Genomic DNA, 20,863 nt, shown 5'->3' on the forward strand with positions numbered 1-20,863 from the left:
AACAGAACAAAAAAAAAACCAACCTTCTAAAAAGGTTGGTTTGTGTGTATAGTACCCTATATCCATGACAATAAGCGCGATCCTTACAACACTACCTACTCCAGACACTTAACGGTCTGTGCTAGTTGAAAATGTAAAATACGATTGTACTAACCTAAAATCCAGAGCCACAACGCCAATCCGGCCAACGTGATCAACAGTGTCGGGATCGTCAGGACGATGCCTGCCCTGAAATAATACCCCCATGTGATCTTCACACCTTTGCGGGATAACACGTGCAGCCACAGCAATGTGGCAAGTGATCCAATTGGGGTCATTTTGGGACCCAGGTCAGAACCAATGACATTGGCATAGATCAATGCTTCTTGAATGATACCTTCGGTATGTGCGCCCTGGATGGCTAGCAGGTTAATCAACACGGTCGGCAGATTGTTCATCACCGATGATAATACAGCAGCGATGATGCCCATCCCGAGCGAAGCAGCCAGCAGACCATGCTCTGCTATGGCATCCAGCCAGCGGCTCAGATGATCCGTTAACCCTGCATTACGCAGTCCATATACAACGATATACATGCCCACGGAGAACACCACAATCGACCATGGCGCTTCCTTAATTACCCGTTTCAGATCAACAGCCTCGCTCTTGCGTGCCAATAAAGCGAACAGCAACGCAACGGAGCCAACGATAACCGACACGGGAATCGGCAGAAACTCACTAGATGCATAAGCCACGAGTAACAGCCCAAGCATGAACCAGGCGATTCGGAACATCCGTGGATCACGGATCGCTTCCTTCGGGTCACGTGCCGCGGAGATGTCGTAGCGAAGGGGTATGCTTTTGCGATAGAAAAAGAACAACATCCCCGTACTCGCTACGATTGAGAACAGATTGGGCACGACCATGCGTACCGCATACTCCACAAATGTAATACCAAAGAAATCGGCCGATACAATGTTAACCAGATTGCTGACGACCAGCGGTAACGATGTGGTATCGGCGATAAATCCACTCGCCATCACGAAAGCCAACACCATGCGCTCATCGAACTTCAATGCACGCACCATCGCCAGCACAATTGGCGTCAGAATGAGCGCCGCACCGTCATTCGCGAACAAGGCAGACACCGCGGCTCCCAGCAGAATGGAGTAGAAAAACAGTCTGCGACCGTCTCCTCCAGCCAGCCTTGCCATATGAAGGGCAGCCCATTCGAAGAAACCCGTCTCGTCGAGAATGAGAGAAATCATAATAATGCCGACAAAGGCCAGCGTTGCATTCCATACAATGGATGCCACATCCGAGGCATCGTTTAAGCTGACAACTCCACATAACAGGGCAAGTAATGCCCCACCCGAGGCAGTCCAACCGATACCCAACCCACGAGGTTGCCAGATCACCAAGGTGATTGTCACAACAAAAATCAGTATTGCTACGTATACCATAGAGCCTCCCGCTGTACCCTGTCTCGATATATTCTATCGTTCATTCCATCATTATATTGTAAGATTACACCGCTCTATACGCGGAATGACCAGACGATATATTTATACAGGGCAACAGGAATATTGTCTATCTTTATTTTCTTTTAATATAAAATGTGTGGTAAGTTATGGTGTTCAATGGCAGGAAATTATTCTTCACCCTTATCCTTCGGTGTATCCTCTACCATCTTGAACATGCCAAGCAGTCCTTGTAATTGTTCCGCCATGCTATTCAGATGTGCCGAGGAGGATGCAATCTCTTCTACCGATGCCAGTTGTTCTTGCGAAGATGCAGACACGGATTCTGTATTCGCAGCCGATTCCTGGGTCACATTCGAAATATCACTCATCGCCTTGGCAACGTGGGATGCACCACTCTCCAGTTGCTTCGTTGTTGCGGACAAGTCATCCAATGTATGAACAGCATCTTCCACCGCCTCCCGAATCTGAGCAAAGGATTGTCCTGACGTATTCACGGCCTGAATTCCTTCTCCTACCCGAGTCTGAGCCGCATTCATGGCGATTAGAGCGGCATCCATGTCCTGACGGATATTATGAACCACCTCACCGATCTGCGCTGCCGAACTTCCGGATTCTTCTGCCAGTTTGCGTACCTCACCAGCTACAACTGCAAACCCACGCCCCGCATCCCCCGCTCTTGCCGCTTCAATAGAAGCATTTAATGCGAGCAAGTTCGTTTGTTTGGAGATGGATGCAATGACATCAACCATGCTACCAATCTCAGCGGAACGGGCATTCAGAGATTGAACCACCGTCCCCAGCTGCTCGACCGTTTCCTGGATACTGTTCATCTGCTCCACAGCCTGTCCTGCTGCCTCATTACCAGAAGAAGCTGCTCCGGACGTATTCCGCATATTCGCCGTAATCGATTGTACACGCTCCGACATCATTCGAACATCTTCTGCCATTCGGCTCATCTGTCCCGATCCGTCTTTCACGCTGTTTACCTGCTGCTCTGCACCTTCAGCCAGTTCCTGAATGGCCTGTGTTGAATGTTCAATCGCTTTGGTGGTTTGTTCTGCACTGGCAGACAACTCTTGAGAAGAAGCAGATACCTGCTCTGTCGTTTCCTGTACGCCCAGAATCATCATTCGAAGGTTATCGACCATACGTTCAAAATACTTCGCAAGTTCTCCGACTTCATCTTTACGTCCTGTTTCCATTTTCACGGTCAAGTCACCTTTACTCACGGCTCTGGCAGATTCCTGCAGTCTTTTAATTGGACGCAGCATGGAGCGTGTAAACCAGATAATAAAGACGAGCGTAAGGAACGTAGCCGCCAGAATAACAATAAATGTGGCCATGCGAATATCCTTACTCGCATTGGTTATTTCACTCTTGAACATCGTGCCGGCAATTTTCCAGCCCGTTGCTTCATTTGTTGAGAAAATCATCATTTTCGGCTGATTGTTGTACACGTAATCAAATTGACCTTCTTGACCCTCATACATCTCATCCAGCAAGCCGCTAGTTTCCTGTGTACCTGCATCTGCTATAGGAGAAACGACATAGTTTTTGTTTGCATCCATAATAATGACGTAGCCTTCTTTGCCCACCTTAATGGATGCCTGCTCTTGCAGGTCTGTCAGGTCCAGAGATAAACCGATGACACCGGATTGATCCTTTAATGTTTTGGAGATAAACACAACTGCAACGCCGTCCGTATTAACGGATACAGCTGACACGACGGGTGTACCTGGCTTCTCCATCGCAAGTTTGTACCACTCCCGTTCCCGCGGATCATAATTGGCCTCTTGAGCATTTCCAGTCTTGGCCTTACCACGCACCATAACTCCCTCTTGGGTTCCTACAAAAATATTCATGGCATCGGGATGCAAGCCCAGGTATTGCTCCAGCTTCACCTGAAGCTCGGGACTATCGTTCTCCCCTTTGATAAGGCTCGGATCAAGCGCATCCGCGAAATAGTTAATGTCATTAATCTTGTAATTCACTTGGCTTTCTACAATGGTATTGGCAGTGCTCACACTTTGCATGGCACTATCCACTAATTGTTCTTGTATGCCATCTTCAGCCATCGTTAGTGTGATCAAGCCGATTGCCAAGCTTGGCAGGAGCAGAACGGCCAGGAAGGAGACCAATAGTTTGTTCCTTATATTCCAGACGAAACCTTTCTTTTTCTTCTTTTTATTTTGATTATGTTTTGATTTGGCAGGTTTCGCTGCTTTCACTAGTTTATTACCCTGAGTTTCACTCATGTCTTTCTCCCCCTCAAAATGTAAAAATGTCCTCTTTCTTTGTATGTATGGATCAATCTAAAAGGCTTATCTTATATATCGGCTAAATGAGGGTATTTATTTGAGAGAAAAATGTGCAGGCACGCCAAACAAGCCACCTCTGATCAGAAGCGACTTGTACAAGGTACAGGTTACTAATTATTCCATGAATTAGATGAAGTATTGGCGTACGGACCGCCTGGGGGTTGTGCCGAGGGTTTACCAAAATAGTAGCCCTGTGCAAGCTCAATACCTATGGAACGACAGAACTCAAACTCTTCCATCCGTTCGATCCCCTCGGCAAGGACTTGCCCTCCAAATCGACTCGACATCTCAACAATATGAAGAATTTTCTGTTGTTTGGTCGAATCCTGATCACAACGGTCAATAAGACTTCGATCTATTTTGACAAAATCCGGTTCTAACCGATTCATCAACTCTATTGTCGAATATCCGGCACCCACATCATCCAGTGCAACCGACATTCCACGGGAACGATACACCTCAAATATTTGCTGCAAGATGGGCATATGCTGAATCTGCTCTGTTTCCACGACTTCAAACACAAAATCTTTAGGGTCCAGCGAAAGACGTTCAATCGCTTCAAACGTATGTGTCAGACAATATTCGGGATTATATATGGAGGAAGGCAGGAAATTTACGAAGCGTTTGACACCATGCGGCAGAAAAAGGGCACTGGTCTCAATAGCAGTAATACGCGCCAATCGATCCAGAAAAGAATGTAGTCCAGTCTCATGCGCAACTTCAAATAATTCATAGGAACTGAAGGATTTTCCATTCTCCGCAGGACGAAGCAAAAACTCATATCCGATAATCTGCTCCGATGCATCAACGATGGGTTGCATATGACTGCTGAATTGATGCTCCAGAATAATGGAAACAAGCTCCGCATGTTTGAAACGAGACTCCTGCATGGTTAGACTAATCCAGCTTTCTTCATTAGCCTGTTCGTATATAGGCATAATCTGAACAGTTAGGGAATCACGTAATGTCGGATCAATTTCGCCGATCTCTTCTATTAAGCTCTGAACCGTCTCCAGATTCGAAAAATGCATCCACATCATGTCATCCGACGTCTCGATAAGTCTTCCCGGCGTTTGTAGCGCTTCCAGCAAAGCGGGGGAAATGGGACGCAAGTACAAGGTACCTTGGCCCTCTATAGGATAGATTGGACTGCAGCCACTGCAATTCATGTAGGACCCCCCTTGCCAATTTAGATTCCATGTCCATTAATGTTCACTTGTATATACCCAAAGTTTGTAAATATTATATCATGGGTCTTAAAATTAATCTCTACTGTTTTGATGACTTCCTGTATGACGGTTCTTGGAATAAATATATTCAAATTTGCAGAAAAAAAGACCAACAGTCTGATGACTGTCGGTCTCCTCCCCAGCTTATTAAACTTTAAGAAGCGGGAATCACGATTTTCTGTCCAACTTTCAGGTTATGCACATCTGGAATTACGTTAAATGTGACAATCTTGCGCCAGTCCACACCATATTTTAAGCCGATACGGTACAAGTTATCGCCTTTTTTCACCACATATACCACTTTGCCGCCCGCTGGTTTCTCAGGCTGTGGCTTGGTCGTTGGTTTGGTTGGAGTAGTCGGCTCCGTAGGTTTAGTTGGCTTTGTAGGCGTAGGAGCAGGCTCCGTACCTGGTTTCGGAGTTGTCGTTGCTTCACCTGTCAGTTTCAAGCCATACTCTGCAAAACCTTCTTTGTTCGTACCGATGAACGACATCGCCGGATTCGCTTCAACCAGACCTTTCGCATCCGGGGAAGAAGCAAACACAACTTCAAGATCGTTCAGCGCTGCTGCAGTTACACCAGCAGATGGTTTGATTGGTGCCAGGGACCAGTTGCCGTCCGCTGCCGGATTAATCGTTTTATTTTCACGGATGTAGTCGATGATTACTTGACGGTTCTCATCCGGTGCAGCCAGAACGATGCGTTTGCCGTCCGGGTTAGCCAGTTTGGATGAAGAAGCACGATAGTTATTCGTCGCTACAATGAATTTTTGCGCCGGGTCAACCGGTTTGCCGTTAAAGCTCAGATCCTTGATCCGGCTTGCGGATGCATTAACAATCGTAGCTTTGCCGTCATATTTGGCTGGTTGGGTCACATCAATCTGATACGTTACGCCATCGATGACATCGAAGTTGTACGTCGGGAAATCCATGTTGATCAGTTGTTGTTGTCCACCTTTAGCCGGGTCAATCTGGTTGAACTGGCCTGCAGACCATTCCAGCCATTCTTTCAGTTCTGAGCCGTTAACCATTACAGCATGTACCGTATTTGGATACACGTACAGGTCAGCAACGTTTTTGATCGCAATGGTGCCTTTAGGAATATTCGTGTAATACGAAGCGCCTGAACGTCCACCGGCTTTGAATGGTGCACCTGCGGACAATACAGGGATTTTCTCATATTCCGTACCTTGCATATGTTTTTCTACATACCATTTCTGTGCATTCGTTACGATCTGAATGGATGGATCATCCTGAACCAGAGCGAAGAAGCTGTTGATTGGTGCAGTCGTTTCGCCCACCGGACCACGAACATATTCCAATGTACCTTCATGCTCTTCATGAACCGCATCAATGATCGCCTGATCCGCATCTACCAATGGTTTTTTGTTGGCTGTGTCATAGATTGGGCGTGCTTCCGTTTTGGAATCTACCACTTTCCATTTGCCATCAACCAGCTCCAGATCCAGGTCGATGATACCGAGATGATCACCCCAGAACCCTGGTTCTACCGCAGGAACGCCGTTAATTGTACCTTTCTCAAGGTCTACCCCTTTTTTGCCGGCAAAATCAGCACTTGGGAATACTTTATGAGCATGTCCAAACAGAATGGCATTAATGCCTTCTACCTGGCTCAGGTACAGTACGGAGTTCTCCATCAGATCCGTTTGAGGGATATCCTCAAATCCGGAGTGAGGAATAGCTACAATAATGTCGGCACCTTTTGCTTTCATCTCAGGAATGAATTTTTTCGCAGTAGCGATAATATCTTTGGCGATAACCTTACCTTCAAGGTTGGCACTGTCCCACTGCATGATTTGTGGCGGTACAAATCCGATCACACCTACTTTGATCGTATGTTCTTTACCAGTTTCATCCGTTACCTTTTTATCCAAAATCTCATACGGTGTGAAATAGTTTTTGTCATTTGTCTCATCATCATCACCGTCGTCTACATAGACATTGGCATTAATGTAAGGGAAGTTCGCTCCCTCCAGCGTCATGTCCAAGAAGTCCAGACCATAGTTGAACTCATGGTTACCGATGTTACCTGCATCATAATCGAGCAGATTCATCGCTTTATATACAGGGTGAGTCTCACCCTTTTTCAATGGATCAATCTTCGCAACATAGTCTCCCAGCGGGTTACCCTGAATCAGGTCACCATTGTCGAACAGCAGGCTGTTCTTGGCTTCATCACGCGCTTTTTTGATCAGTGTAGCTGTTTTGGCGAGTCCATACTGGTCTGTCTCTTTGTCGGAATAATAGTCGTAGTTAATCAGATTGTCATGAATATCTGTTGTCTCCATGATCCGCAGTTTAACTTTGGCAGCATCCGCAGCCGATACAGGTACCGGAAATACCGCAAGCACGTTTAATGCAACCAAAGCGGCAGTCAGGCTTGATAATACTTTTTTTCTCATTTTCAAAATAACCCCTCCCGGTTATGTACATTGAATCATGCATTAATGGGCAAACGAAGAGCGCAGAAAAAAGATAGATTTCATGGGTTGTGCGTACTGACGCTCTGATGACATGCATCGGAATTTCAGGTAAGTTTATCTCACATGAACATCTATTTATGTCTGTGCTTGTCGTTTACACTCCAAATCATAACGCAATGTTCAGCCATTGAAAAGCATTATTTTTTACATTACCCGCACATACCTAGGCAAGTTTACATTATCATGCGTGATTTCGACATTTTTTTCAACATTTTAGTAGGTATATAGTGCTTGTTATCTTCAAAATACGTATATTACATGCGTCTTACATGTATATCCAATTCAGCGTTATTCATCCATACCAAAAACCGTAAAAGCTTAATGGCTTTCACGGTTGGATTAAACTCTGCGCGTATTTTCGCATAAGGACGCTACTTTGCAGAGGTTATGTTCATATTTGGATTATTGTTCCCACACATGATGTTCATGATCTTTCCCCGTGTATTCAATACGAGTCGGGGTGATGTCCAGAATGACATAGTTTGGATCATTAGGTCCATCGAACCACGCCTTCAGTTCGTCGTTCCACACTTGCTCACGCAAGCCTTCGTTCTTCGTCACTTCACAGGTTCCTTCAATCTCAACTACTTCCTTGGAACCACCAGCCTCATAACCAAGTAGCAGGCTAACATTCGGATTATTCTCCAGTTCCTCTACTTTGTGTGTACGGCGGTTCGTTGCCAGATGAATGTTCAGTCCATCGTTGAAAAGCGCCATATAGCGGGATTTTGGTTTACCATTCTCCACAGTAGAGAAGCTGCAAAAAGGGTTGTTTTCCAATGCTTTTACAATGTTTTGTTCCAATTCAGTCTGGTTCATGGGAAGTGCTCCTTTCGGTTTGGGGGATATTTGAAGAACGTTGTAGGCGGCCGTTCCGGGTACGGATCGTTCTTTGGATCGCTGTTATTTCCGGATTTTTTTGATTCCCTTTTCTCAAAGGGAAAATCCGTTGATAAAGGCGAACGCTTTGCTTCCTCAGAATCGATTCCGTCCCCTCCACTACGTCTACCGTTCTCCCAATTAAGGGTGAATAATAAAAGTTCAAAGAGAAGTGTAGTTGTTACTATCTCTTTGTGTTTAATAAGAATTCATTATTCGCGCATTACTAGAGCCAGCTTTATGCAAATGCTTTTGTAATAAGCCTGTACTTATAGTGTACCCACCTCACCTATGGTGAATCCATGAACCGTTACGCTAACGTGACAAAATTGGAAATGCTATTTATAAAAATGTTTACATAAAGGGATTAGGGCTTAATTTCTTCATGGCTAATTTAATTCAAATCTCCAAGATAGATTGAGGAAGAACCCGATTTAAGCAGCAGCTCACCAATGGTTTTTGGATATAAACGAATCTGGGATAGCTCTTCAAGTGCAATCCATTCCACGGCGACTTGGTGGTCGTCTGGATTGGAGCCTTCAAAAACGGTTGCCTCCGGATCGATCAGGCTGCACGCAAAATAAAATTCAACCTGGTGGATGTCTGCATCCCACTCGGCGAATTCATGATTTTTACCGATATACTCCCGGATATGTAACAGCTCTCCCACGTTCACGGCCTGACCAATCTCCTCCAGACATTCGCGTGCGACCGCATCCTTGAGTTCTTCACCTTTCTCCTGTCCTCCACCTGGGAACACATAAGCGGTACCATATTGGTCTTCTAGCCGGATGACCAGCAATCGTCCATCCAGCACAATGACAGCCTTCGCCGAGTTGCGTATGGGTTTCATTCTGTTCATTCACTCCTTGTCATTCCAAAATTTCAAAGTTCAATCCGAACAACCTGATACTACTGTTGTTCTGCTGAACATGCGTATCATCCCGTGGTATGCGCGGATAACTCAATGCCTTCCGATTCCAGCACACGACGAATTTCTTGAGCAAATGCGAGAGCGTTTGCTCCGTCCCCGTGGATACAGACCGTCTCTGCCTTAATGGGAACCAACGTACCATCCGTGGATGCAACCACGCCATCTTTCACCATCCGAAGCACTTGAGCAATCGCTTGTCCCGATTCTTCAATGAGGGCTCCAGCTTGGCTGCGAGGAGTTAACTTTCCGTCCGCCCCATAGGTTCGATCTGCAAACACCTCGTTCACACTGCGCATACCGATGCGATCCGCAGCGTGGATCAGCTCACTGCCCGCCAGACCATACAGATACAGTTCAGGCTGTACTTGATAGATCGCCTCGGCGATGCCTTCAGCAAGCTTCATATCTTCTGCGGCCATATTATATAAAGCTCCATGCGGTTTTACGTGATGCATTCGCCCTCCACTTGCCCGGACAAATGCATCCAGCGCACCGATCTGATACACCACCATGTCATATGCTTCCCGTGGCGTAATGTCCATACGTCTTCTCCCAAACCCTTGCAAATCCGGCAACCCGGGGTGGGCTCCAATCGCCACCTGATGCTCCAATGCCCTCACCACCGTCAGGCGCATTGTAGCCGGGTCCCCTGCATGAAATCCGCAGGCAATATTGGCTGATGTAATCAAGGGTAGAACGGCCTCGTCCGACAGCGTCCGATATATACCATAACTTTCGCCCAGATCACAATTGATATCCAAGGTTTTCGAGGTATTCATTCAGCGCCCCCCATTCCTGCCATTCTTCTGCGTATCAACTTATCCATGAGCTGCATATTGATTTCCTGTTCCATATACAACTGTCCAGCTTGATCATGCGTAATCTTTTTAAAAGAAATTTGGGTTCCTGGCTTAGTCTGAGCCAGGATTGGCATATCCACCCGAGCTACCTGTGCAATGACAGGATAACCCCCTATCGTCTGATGATCTGCCATCAAGATGATGGGCTGACCATCCGGTGGCACCTGCACCGTGCCATAGGTAACGGCTTCAGACAGCCAATCCAGGGGCTGATCCAGCTCCAGTATGGAGCCTTGCAAGCGATAGCCCATCCGATCGGATTGCGAAGAAATCACGTATTTTTCGGCATAGAATTGTCCAAGACTTTCTTGACTGAACAGCGAACTATCCTTGCTCTCCATCACACGAATAACAGGTTGCCCATAATAGTCAGGTCTTTCACGTTCAGATAAAAGCCATGCAGGCACCAATATTCGGTGGTCCCGCTCACTCTCCTTTACCTGCTGCTCCATACGCTGCATCCAACCTTGCGCTTCAGCAAATGGTTCACCATTGGATAACAGATCCCCCACGCGCAAGGCTCGCCCATCCATACCGCCAAGACCTGTCTTGAGGTCTGTACTTCGACTGCCCATCACTTCAGACACAGCTATTCCACCCGCAATCGCCAGATATCCACGCAAACCATGACGACATGGGCCAAATTTCAGTACACTTCCAGTCCGCACCAGCACAGGACGCCACAAAGGTACAGGCAGATGATCCACCGTTGCCGTCAAATCAGCTCCACATAGTGAGATAAGCTGGCTCTCCTGAAATCGAAGCTTCGGACCCGTCATCGTCATCTCCAGCACTGCCGCATGTCGGGAATTGCCCACAAGCATATTGGCTGCTCTGGCTGCAAAGGTGTCCATGACCCCGCCAGGATGAATACCATACCGGCGATAACCGGTTCTGCCTTCATCCTGAACGGTAGATAATAGACCAGGGCGAATCACTTCAATACTCATCGTTCGCCCTCCTTCCGCTTCAACGCCAGATACTCCTGCATCGTAATCTGTTCAAATCGAACCCGATCACCTACTGCCAGCAAACTCGGTATGTTCTCAGCCGGCCGAAACAACCGGAGTGGCGTTCGTCCAATACATTGCCATCCCCCAGGTGTGTCCACCGGATAGATTCCTGTCTGTTTGCCACCGATACCTACTGTGCCCGCCTCAACCCGGAGCCTTGGTGTCGCACGTCTGGGCGTAGCAATTCGTTCAGACAACCCGCCGAGATACGGAAAACCCGCTGCAAACCCAATCATGTGTACGAGATAATCCCCGGATGTATGAATCGCGATAACGTCCTCTGCGGTCAGTCCATGTTCACTGGCAACGTAGTCCAGATCAGGGCCCCACTCGCCACCATAACATACGGGAATCGTGACCGTTCTGGGTTTGTTTTGTACAGATTCCTTCATTTGATTCAACTGCTGAAGCAGAATACGGCATAACTCGGGGTACGGGGAGATGAACGGATCATAAAATACTGTAACCGACGTATATGAAGGCACCCATTCGATCATGGCTGGCAAAGTGCTTTTTTCCAGCAAAGCACAGACAGACAACACTCTGCGCTGCACCGCGTCAGACAATTGATCTCCACACTGGATGATAACTGCTGTCTCACCCAGCGGAGATAGGATCTCCTCCGTCCATGCATACGTCAATTCAGTCATTCGCAATCCCCCCCTTTGTCCACAAAGTTTAGCGTATCGTTATTTATCTCTCTCCAATGCCTGCAATACCAGTGAACAAACCGCCGGAAACGGCTCATCTTCTTCTGTTCGTATCGCAATATAGAGTGTCTGTAAAAACAGACGCACATTCAGGTTCCTATGACTGGTTTCCAGAAGTGATCTGTTCACCGCCTTATCTCCCTGATGAAGGGAATCGATCCACACCGTAATATCCTTTTGCTCCATCAGATTGCGACGCAGAATGGTAATCACAGCATGCGCTATTCGCTGATCTTCATCATGGATGTAAACCACACTAGATTCCGTTATTTTCACAGCGAGTGCATGCAGAAGTTCCAGCAGATCCGTTCGCTCCAGATATGGCGATTGTGCCAAGTCTTCAACCGCATCCGCCGCATGTGCGGGGGCGTGTGCCCAGCCCTTGTTATCGGCGTAGCCGCGAACATCTTTTTCAAGTTCCAGATATGTAGTCAACCGATGATGAATCCCTGCGATATCCTCTTTGTCCAAGAAAGGTCGCTGACGATCCACATTCAGAATTGGAGGCAGTAACAATACGGAGAACGTACGCGTAAACACAGTATCCGTTTCCTGCTCTCCGATCCCATAGAACAAGTGCTGATCGTCCAGCGTCAACTGCAACACATGCCTTAGCTGATCTTCCGAAAATACACCCTGTCCAATCCAGGTTGCAAACGTAACATAGATCAATTCATCCCGCAGGACAGGGTCAGTACTACCAATATGATTCATCATATGCAGTGCCAATTCGTAGGGCTGTTCCTCGTGATCAACGGAATGATTAGACGACTGAATATGCTGTAATTTTTGTTTTAACGTCAGAGCATCCATCTATTAAGACTCCCTGGACGAATCCAAATGTACGCTGCAATTGTACAGTTCGCATTGCCACACATTCTCATTCTTGGCGATCCGGGTAATGGATGTGTTGGACAGCTTCACACTGATATCCAGTTCAGGCACCAGACCTCGCAGTGTATTCCGCAGAACGGCTCCGTGACTGACAACGATCACTCTTCCATCGGGGTGCTGCTGTACAATATCTTCAAGCACCGCACTGCCTCGAACAGTCCCTGCATCTGCAAGCTCCCGTCCAAGATCCAGGGTACTCCAGTCCGCTCCCCACTTGGCTAACCGTTCCTCTTCCGTTGTTCCTTCGACCTGTCCTCCGCCCATCTCGCGAAGTCTAGGGTCCAGATGAATCTCCTGAATACCCAAGCGATCACCAATGATGCGAGCTGTCTCACTTGCACGTTCCAAGTCACTTGCATAGATGGCATCCCAGGATTCGTCGGCCAGTCTCGCGGCAAGTAATACCGCCTGTTCCCTGCCTTCCTGATCCAGCGGATTATCCGTCTGTCCCTGCGAACGTTTTTCCTTATTCCACGCTGTACTTCCATGGCGAATCAATGCAATTTGAGTCATTGTTGTTCCTCACCTTTTTCTATATGAAGTTCATCTTCTGTAAAATGTTTGCGTGCCTTCGGTTTGGCAAATTTGCCGCCGTTATATTGATCTGACCCATTTCTCGGAATCGAGAGACTGTCCCAAGCTGTTTCTTTAAGCATTTTCGCGGCAAATACAATCTGCCCAACATGATACGGATAATGTGCTAATTGCCGAATAATGGCCTCCATCACGGTATGACCTTCATTCCGAATATATATGATATGAGACAATTGTTCCGGGGTAAACGAACGAATGGATTCGAGTAGACAATTCCAGCCTTCCTCCCATTTGGAGAGCAACTCTTCCCGGGAAGAAATATCATTCACGAACTCGGCGTCCCGTTCACGCCACGGTTTCTCACCATCTGTTGTCAGTACATCCGTCCAGCGGGACAGCATATTGCCCCATAGATGTTTTACGATTACCGCAATGCTGTTCGCGTCTTCATTCCAGGATTGAAACAATTGCTCGGAATCCAGTTGTGCCATGGCTTTTTCCCCGAGCTGCTTGTAATACAAGAATTGCTTCTCGGCTGTCTCCAGAAAAACCTGATTCATATCCATCCGTTAACCACCCTTCGAAAAAGTATAATGCCCCCAGATCACGTCCAAATAGAAGTGTCACATGTTATTTATTCAGGAAATGAGAATGTACCGTCTGCATTCGGTTCAAATGGAATGACTTTGCGAACCGCATCCAAATTGAGCTCTCCATAGATATGTGGATATAGTTCATTTAATTCGTAGAGATCCTCATACACCAGTTCTGGCTCTAACGCCTTCTCATCAATACTAAGTAATAATAGATCCGTGCGGCCTGCATAATATTGCCCGGCTACCCATGGAATCTGTTCCTTGGTGGAACAATGAATGAATCCGTCCGTCTCCAGGCTATCTGGTGCATACACACTCCCCTTTGACACTTGCTCCCACAACGAACGGGAAATAATACTATAGATCATGGTTCTGCCTCCTTCAATTTCTGCGATGTACCCTATGAGTCATTGGAAGTATTATAGATCATCCCGGATACGGGAGTACAATTTTTGATCCGTAAATACACCTTTGATCTTCAACTGTTTGCGTAGCAAACCTTCGTACGACATACCCAGCTTCTCCATTACGCGTGCAGAGCCTATGTTGCCTGCATTACATTTCCCCTCCAACCGATTGCAGTCCAGTTCCCGAAAGCAATAATCCACGATGGGTTGCATCGCTTCTGCTGCGAGCCCCTTACCCCAGTGACTGCTGGCTATCGCGTACCCTAGTTCAGCACTCTGCATGGGTTCGTTGAGATGAAAAATGCCACCCCTCCCGATCAAGGTCCCTGTTTCCTTCAAAACAAAAGCCCAGATATGTACCGTTTTCCGTTCATAATTATCCAGCACCCGCTGAATATATTGAATTGAATCCTCCACCGTCTCATGGTAGTTCCACAAGCTTTGCTGACTCACTCGCGGATCAGAGGCAAACGCATAATATTCATCAAGATCATCCATCGTAAGCCGCCTCAGCTTTAACCGCTGTGTTTCGAATTCGGGCAAGTCGGCAAAAAGTTTTTCTACATTCATGCAGCACACCTCCATGATTCACTTGAGTTCATGATCCAGCCATCTTATTTCTCAGGAAATAACGATCTATCATAACCATGCACAGAATACCGACCGTATATCGAATCAGATCAATTACCAGAAACCCATGTCCCAGTATAAGCGCACCTAATACGGTAGAGCGTATCTCAATCAGCCAAGGCGTCTGGATCAACTGCGAGAACTCAATCATCCAGCTGAATACACAGCTCAAACACATCGCCCATACCAAGCTGCGATGAGGCCACACCATGCGTACTCCGAAATAAATCATGCCCGCCCAACATGCATCCCCGAAATGTTCATGCACCCAACCCGGCAATCGTTCACCGAAGTGTCTGGATGCGAGTCCTGCCGCCATGGTCATCATGACTGCGAAGAAATAGATCAGCCTGTCTCTGATAAGTACGCTTTTCAATCAATCACACGCCTTCATCAAGCACTTGTAAAATAAATTGCGTTTTGGCAGCGGTATACGATTCCCTATCTTCCTTGTTCTCATCAGCAAGCTTCGTTTTCAGGACGGCGTACGCTTCCACCAGATCTGGGCGTTTTCTCAGCACATCCCGAAACCGAATTTGACGATCCCAGCGTTCTTCTCCCGGGCGCATTAGATGAAGGTGTACAGCTCTCTTGCCATCCTTAACCCTGACCCAGAATCGTCTGTACTCCCGTCCATCCAGTTCAGGCGGAACGTAGTTCCAGCCCAACGGATTCAGCTGATCCGCAATCAGATCCATGTCGTCCCATGACTGTACCTCTGCCATCAGATCAATAATAGGTTTGGCGGGTAACCCTGGAATGGACGTGCTTCCGATATGTTCGAATTGATGGATATTAAACTGCTGTAGAAGACGTTTGAGTTGTCCGATTTCTTCCTGAGCCTGCGCATCCCAATTGGGGTTGGCCGGAGCAATCTCTACCGCCTCTGTCGCCCAGTCAGGCCAGTTTTCCGGTTGCAATGGATCTGTCATTCAGGTATCTCCTCTTCACCAAGACATTTTAAATGGTAACCTTCTCTGTATTTTTCATAGGTGCGTTGCTTCATGCGCTTAATCGTAGTACTCCGTTGAAATGTAAGTATGGAACTTAGGGATAAAAGAAGATATTTCAGGTAAGCCAGATCACTAGAGTTAGCGTCTGAGCTTATAATCGAAGCTTTCATATTCATCCCATCCAGTCCCCTTATATAGTTGTTGAAGCAGAAGGCATTTCAGATACATATTTCTATATATCCAAAAAAGGAGCGTATGTCTACGCCCCTAATTGTCTGATACCCTTGATCATATAATGCTATTTAACGTGATGATGTACTGAATTATGTTTGGATTGATGCAAAGCACTTCATTATATGAAGATTTATTTTACCGTAACAGGGATCGTCACTTTTTTGTTGCCCCACTTGGCCGTTATGGACGTTTTCCCTTTGCCTACAGCCACAATCTTCCCATTTGTTACTGTCGCTACGCCCGGCTTTGTGCTGCTCCACACCGCACTGTTGGTCACAACAGTGGTTTTGCCCGTATCATACTGGGCCATCACACTCAACGTTGTACTTCCCTGTGGGGACAAAACCAGTTTTTTCTGGCCTGTAATCAGCTTTTTGAGCAAAGGTACAACGGTAACCTCTGCCTTTATTGTCTGATTTTGATAAGTTCCTGTCAAGGTTGCTTGTCCCTCGGTCAGCGTCTTAACGGCTCCATTTTTCACGATAGCTACATTTGTGTTGGAAGAGGTCCATATGATTTGTTTCGAAAGGTTGACCGTTTTGCCATTCGCGTAGGTGCCGATAACCTTCAACGCTTTGGACTTCTTGATATTCAGCTGCATTGTGGCAGGAGTGACCTCAACTTTGGTAATCTCATCCGTCACAGCAACGGGAACTTTCACAATCGTTGTTCCGTATTTGCCTTGCAGCAAAACTCTGCCGGGTGTTACGCCTTTAATTTTACCGTTTTCCAGCACAGCCGAAGAAGTGGATACGGACCATACAATCTCAGACGTCACATCCTCTTCCTTACCATTCGCACGGGTAATACTTACTTTCGGAAGGGTGCTTTCACTGCCTTTAACAAAACTGTAGGATTTCGGTGAAGCTTTGATGCTTTTGATCTTCTCCTGCACTTGGACAATCAACTGGGCTTTAGACCCGTCTACTTCTGCAAAAATCGTTGCTTCGCCTGCGGCCACAGCCTTGACTTTGCCTTTCACCATCGTCGCAACCGCTGCATTACTGGTGGACCAAGTCACGCCTTCGGTAACATCCTGCTTGTTATCAAAACCTTCCACCGTTGCCATCACCTGAAGCGCAGCTGTTTCGGAAACACTCATCTTCTGCGGGCTGCTATTAGTTATTTCAATCGATTTCACGTCACCAGTAGCCGCCAAGGCCAACGAAGGGACCAGTAATGTTAATGCCATAATTAGAGCAAGCGTGCCTCGAAGCGCCATTTTGATTCTATTCATTTTTAATTCCAACTCCCATAATCCAATATTTTACTTCTATTATATTATATCGGATACGAATTGCATAAAGTTGAATGACATAAGTGAGAGTCTTGGAACAATTCATGAGATCAGCGTGTAATCGTTATAGAAACCTTTGAATCTAGATCAACATAGTAGGAGCTTGGTTTATGTAAATACTATTTCCGTTTAAAAGGGGATGTCCATCGTCACATGCAACATGACGTGTGGAACATCCCCTTTTTGAATTCCTAAAGCGTTACCTAACCTCTCTAATTCACTTCATCCTGCTCTGGCAAAATCAAGCTCTTGGCCCCGCCCATATAGGGCCGCAGGGCTGCCGGAATGCGAATGCTTCCATCCTCCTGCTGATGATTCTCAAGCAAAGGAATCAGGATACGCGGCGATGCCACCGCCGTATTATTCAGCGTGTGACAATAGGCCAACTTGCCTTCGGCATCGAGGCAACGAATATTCGAACGGCGCGCCTGAAAATCATGCAGATTCGATGACGAATGCGTTTCTCCATATGCACCGCGGCTCGGCATCCAGGTCTCGATGTCATACTGTTTGTACGTTTTCTGCGACATATCTCCGGTACATACAGCGACAACACGATACGGCAGTTCCAGTAATTGCAGCAATTCCTCGGCGTGTCCCGTAATCTCTTGCAGCATGCGCTCCGATTCTTCCGCATCAGGAGCACAGAGAATGACCTGCTCGACTTTGGCAAACTGGTGCACACGGTACAATCCGCGTACATCTCGTCCGCCGGAGCCGACTTCACTACGGAAACACGTCGATACCGCGGCCAGCTTCACAGGCTCTTGAACATCAACAATCTCATCCGCATAATACGAGACCAGCGGCACTTCAGAAGTTCCCACCAGCCACTTGTTCTCCCCTTCGAGTTCATAGACCTGATCTCGACCGGTTGGGAAGAATCCGGTGTTCACCAGTGCGTCCTCCCTGACCATCAGCGGTACCTCCATCGGTGTAAACCCGTGCTTCAGAAGCAAATCAAGCGCAAGTTGCTGTACTGCACGATGTAATAACAGACCAGCGCCTTTTAATACATAGCTTCGCGTACCACCGATCTTAACTCCACGGGGAATATCGATCAGATCATGCAACTCCCCAAGTTCCACGTGATCTTTGGTGTTATACTCGAACGTTGGCACCTCTCCCACACGTCGCAGCTCCACATTATCCGCGTCCGACGTACCTTTTGGGGTATCCGGGGATACGATATTGGGTACCAGCCATTGCAGCTTGGTTACTTCCTCCTGCACAGGGGCAAGCTTCGCTTCCACCTGTTCCAACTGTTCCAACTGTTCATTGATCTGTTTCACCTGAGCCCGCAAACCCTCGGCCTGTTCCCGATTCCCGGCTTGCATGAGTCTGCCAATGTCCGCGGATAACGTATTGCGCAATCTGCGTCCTTCTTCCGATTCCTGCAAAAGTGCCCTGCGTTCTTCATCCCGCTCTAACAATGTGCGAATGTTGATCTTGATTTTTTTCCCGTCTGCTGCGGCCTGAACCTCTTCTGCATGTGCACGAATCCACTTCATTTCTAACATGGTCACCGTCTCCTTTGGCTGTAAAAATACAAAGAGCGCCCTCATCCCTTGGGACGAGGAGCGCTCTGCTCGCGGTGCCACCCAACTTGCTGAATCAGGATATCCTGCTTCCAGCCTCTTGGTCCGCGATAACGGGCGGTTCCGGTTAACTTGGGGAAATATCGCTCCCCTGGCGAAAACGCCTCCGAGTTGGATGCTCTTCAACGGCATGGTCCGATCTGTAATTGTTGGTCTCAGTATATACGAACGCTGGACCAAATTGCAACCTTCTATATCTATCCGTAATTCATGGCACAACTTAACATGTCCTGTTATGATAGACTTTGTCTTCAAGATTGCGCTTTATTGTGATCCTCAATTTATGTATATAAGTAGAAGGAGTTCTTTATGAAAAAATTACTTTGGATCGGATGTCTGTCCTATTTCCTGATTGGACTTGCCCACGTTGTGCTCGGTTCCATTCTACCGGTTGCACTTGAACATTACGGCAAAGATTATAGCCAAGGCGGAACGCTGATCTTTGCTCAATTTGCCGGATTCCTCGGTGGTGTATTGTTATCTCCATGGCTGAACAGACGCTTTGGTAAACGCGGGGGCCTGTTAATCGCCACAGCGTTGCTCTGTATTGCAGAATTATCCTATATGCTGTTGCCACCATGGGGCTGGATGTTCGTCATTGCACCCGCTGCCGGCTTTGGATTCGGAATGGTTGAAGCTGTTATTGGAACCATTATCATTGCTGCAATCAAAGACAATACAGCCGTTGCCATGAGTCGACTGGAAGTATTATTCGGGATCGGGGCGATGGTCATGCCGCTCATTGCCAGCGGTCTGATTGCTGCCGGATACTGGCGCCTTTCCTTTCTCGTTGTTGCGATCTGCGCAGCGCTGACCTTTGTTTTCTGGGCAAAAGGATCATTCGGTGAACTCGATAAGTTTCTGGAGCGACAGAGTTCTAATAACGGTTCAGTACACGCCCACACTGCTGGGACATCAGGTGAGATGCATCCCGCATCTGCAAGTACATCCAGTCCAACCTATCATGGCCGTAACAGGACTCTTCTGGTATTATTCGTCCTGTTCTTCTTCCTATATGTTGGCACAGAGATGAGTCTTGCGAACTTCATGCCAGCAATTCTGATTGAGAAAATGAACATGAAGGAAGCCGGAGCAGCGCTTAGCGTCACCTGTTTCTGGATTGCCATGTCCGTGGGACGACTCTTCGCCGGATATATCGCAGAGAAATTCCAATACCGCGTCTATGTCCTGTACAGTTGTCTTGCGTCTGTTCTTTTGTTAATGGTATTTCCATTTACAAACCAAATCTGGTCTGCATTTCTCATCATCTTGCTGCTTGGACTTGCGATGTCAGGGATATTCTCCATTGCCCTTGTCTTCGCCAGTAAACTGCTACCCGGAACAGAAGAATCCACACCCAGCATTTTGATTGCCTCAGGTGGGGTTGGCGGTGCCATTCTGCCCTTGACTACGGGATGGAGTCTTGATCATCTGGCGGTTAATCAGTCTGCATGGATGCTTGCCATCTTTGCAGTTGGCCTGCTTGTCATTAGCGTGATCACGTATCAATGGCAGAACAAACATATAGTGAATTCTGCGACTTAACAGTTCTGTGTTGGTCTAGTCCTGAGGATTAGAAATACCTATTAAGGAAATCGAGATGTCTACTGTCATGACCTGACGGTGGACATCTTTTTGTAGCATTATTCTGTTCTAACGAACCTAACACACGCTATTTCCATCCATTTCCGCATGTTTGAAATCTAACGAATCCTATGGACCTATGTCAAAAAAGTAGACACTACGCTGCGGATTTGTCCGTAAATTTCATCGCAAAACGAGCAGGGGAAAGATACCCTAGCGCGCCATGC

General features: G+C 47.1%; 19 protein-coding genes. 1 reads left to right on the forward strand and 18 read right to left on the reverse strand.

Going from position 1 to position 20,863, the window contains the following annotated elements; translation table 11 throughout:
• Positions 1-149: 149 nt before the first annotated feature.
• The 18 genes from J2Z28_RS29915 to serS form a co-directional block, all read right to left on the reverse strand.
• Complete coding sequence (locus J2Z28_RS29915; RefSeq protein ID WP_211085626.1) at positions 150-1,442, reverse strand: arsenic transporter; 1,293 nt, start codon at positions 1,440-1,442, stop codon at positions 150-152.
• A 188-nt stretch (positions 1,443-1,630) separates the two neighbouring features.
• On the reverse strand, positions 1,631-3,718 hold the full coding sequence (locus J2Z28_RS29920) for a methyl-accepting chemotaxis protein (protein WP_211085627.1): 2,088 nt from the start codon (positions 3,716-3,718) through the stop codon (positions 1,631-1,633).
• Positions 3,719-3,891: 173 nt separating this feature from the next.
• On the reverse strand, positions 3,892-4,950 hold the full coding sequence (locus J2Z28_RS29925; RefSeq protein ID WP_211085628.1) for an EAL domain-containing protein: 1,059 nt from the start codon (positions 4,948-4,950) through the stop codon (positions 3,892-3,894).
• A gap of 214 nt (positions 4,951-5,164) precedes the next feature.
• Positions 5,165-7,438 (reverse strand): bifunctional 2',3'-cyclic-nucleotide 2'-phosphodiesterase/3'-nucleotidase, encoded by a 2,274-nt coding sequence (locus tag J2Z28_RS29930; RefSeq protein WP_211085629.1) that lies wholly within the window; start codon positions 7,436-7,438, stop codon positions 5,165-5,167.
• Positions 7,439-7,915: 477 nt separating this feature from the next.
• Positions 7,916-8,332 (reverse strand): pyridoxamine 5'-phosphate oxidase family protein, encoded by a 417-nt coding sequence (locus tag J2Z28_RS29935; protein WP_074093246.1) that lies wholly within the window; start codon positions 8,330-8,332, stop codon positions 7,916-7,918.
• A 454-nt stretch (positions 8,333-8,786) separates the two neighbouring features.
• Positions 8,787-9,245, reverse strand: a complete 459-nt coding sequence (locus J2Z28_RS29940) for an NUDIX domain-containing protein (protein WP_211085630.1) — start codon at positions 9,243-9,245, stop codon at positions 8,787-8,789.
• Between the two features lie 86 nt (positions 9,246-9,331).
• The gene (locus J2Z28_RS29945) at positions 9,332-10,105 is read right to left on the reverse strand and encodes a LamB/YcsF family protein (protein WP_211085631.1); all 774 of its coding nucleotides are present in this window, start codon (positions 10,103-10,105) and stop codon (positions 9,332-9,334) included.
• Positions 10,102-11,136 carry a 5-oxoprolinase subunit C family protein gene (locus tag J2Z28_RS29950; RefSeq protein WP_211085632.1) on the reverse strand — a complete coding sequence of 345 codons (1,035 nt, stop codon included), beginning with the start codon at positions 11,134-11,136 and terminating at the stop codon, positions 10,102-10,104. The genes J2Z28_RS29945 and J2Z28_RS29950 overlap by 4 nt, the downstream gene beginning before the upstream one ends.
• Positions 11,133-11,849: a 5-oxoprolinase subunit PxpB gene (gene pxpB, locus J2Z28_RS29955; protein WP_211085633.1), complete on the reverse strand. Its 717-nt coding sequence runs from the start codon at positions 11,847-11,849 to the stop codon at positions 11,133-11,135. The genes J2Z28_RS29950 and pxpB overlap by 4 nt, the downstream gene beginning before the upstream one ends.
• A gap of 39 nt (positions 11,850-11,888) precedes the next feature.
• Complete coding sequence (locus tag J2Z28_RS29960; RefSeq protein WP_211085634.1) at positions 11,889-12,722, reverse strand: DUF2785 domain-containing protein; 834 nt, start codon at positions 12,720-12,722, stop codon at positions 11,889-11,891.
• A 3-nt stretch (positions 12,723-12,725) separates the two neighbouring features.
• A complete protein-coding gene (locus tag J2Z28_RS29965) occupies positions 12,726-13,316 on the reverse strand; it encodes a histidine phosphatase family protein (RefSeq protein ID WP_036616758.1) in 591 nt (196 codons plus the stop codon).
• On the reverse strand, positions 13,313-13,903 hold the full coding sequence (locus J2Z28_RS29970; protein ID WP_036616755.1) for a DUF1572 family protein: 591 nt from the start codon (positions 13,901-13,903) through the stop codon (positions 13,313-13,315). Before J2Z28_RS29970 ends, J2Z28_RS29965 begins: the two co-directional genes overlap by 4 nt.
• A gap of 68 nt (positions 13,904-13,971) precedes the next feature.
• On the reverse strand, positions 13,972-14,301 hold the full coding sequence (locus tag J2Z28_RS29975) for a DUF952 domain-containing protein (RefSeq protein ID WP_036616752.1): 330 nt from the start codon (positions 14,299-14,301) through the stop codon (positions 13,972-13,974).
• Positions 14,302-14,352: 51 nt separating this feature from the next.
• A complete protein-coding gene (locus J2Z28_RS29980; protein WP_076329745.1) occupies positions 14,353-14,910 on the reverse strand; it encodes a GNAT family N-acetyltransferase in 558 nt (185 codons plus the stop codon).
• 28 nt (positions 14,911-14,938) lie between these two features.
• A complete protein-coding gene (locus J2Z28_RS29985) occupies positions 14,939-15,346 on the reverse strand; it encodes a ribosomal maturation YjgA family protein (protein WP_211085635.1) in 408 nt (135 codons plus the stop codon).
• 4 nt (positions 15,347-15,350) lie between these two features.
• A complete protein-coding gene (locus J2Z28_RS29990) occupies positions 15,351-15,902 on the reverse strand; it encodes a GrpB family protein (protein WP_036616743.1) in 552 nt (183 codons plus the stop codon).
• A 385-nt stretch (positions 15,903-16,287) separates the two neighbouring features.
• Entirely contained in the window at positions 16,288-17,394 is a 1,107-nt protein-coding gene (locus tag J2Z28_RS29995) for an Ig-like domain-containing protein (protein WP_211085636.1), read from the reverse strand.
• Between the two features lie 272 nt (positions 17,395-17,666).
• Positions 17,667-18,974 (reverse strand): serine--tRNA ligase, encoded by a 1,308-nt coding sequence (gene serS / locus J2Z28_RS30000; RefSeq protein ID WP_211085637.1) that lies wholly within the window; start codon positions 18,972-18,974, stop codon positions 17,667-17,669.
• A gap of 387 nt (positions 18,975-19,361) precedes the next feature.
• On the opposite strand from serS, the gene J2Z28_RS30005 reads away from it, so the two are divergent.
• On the forward strand, positions 19,362-20,597 hold the full coding sequence (locus J2Z28_RS30005; RefSeq protein WP_211085638.1) for an MFS transporter: 1,236 nt from the start codon (positions 19,362-19,364) through the stop codon (positions 20,595-20,597).
• Positions 20,598-20,863 lie beyond the last annotated feature (266 nt).

It is taken from the genome of Paenibacillus xylanexedens (assembly GCF_017874615.1).
GTDB lineage: Bacteria > Bacillota > Bacilli > Paenibacillales > Paenibacillaceae > Paenibacillus > Paenibacillus xylanexedens.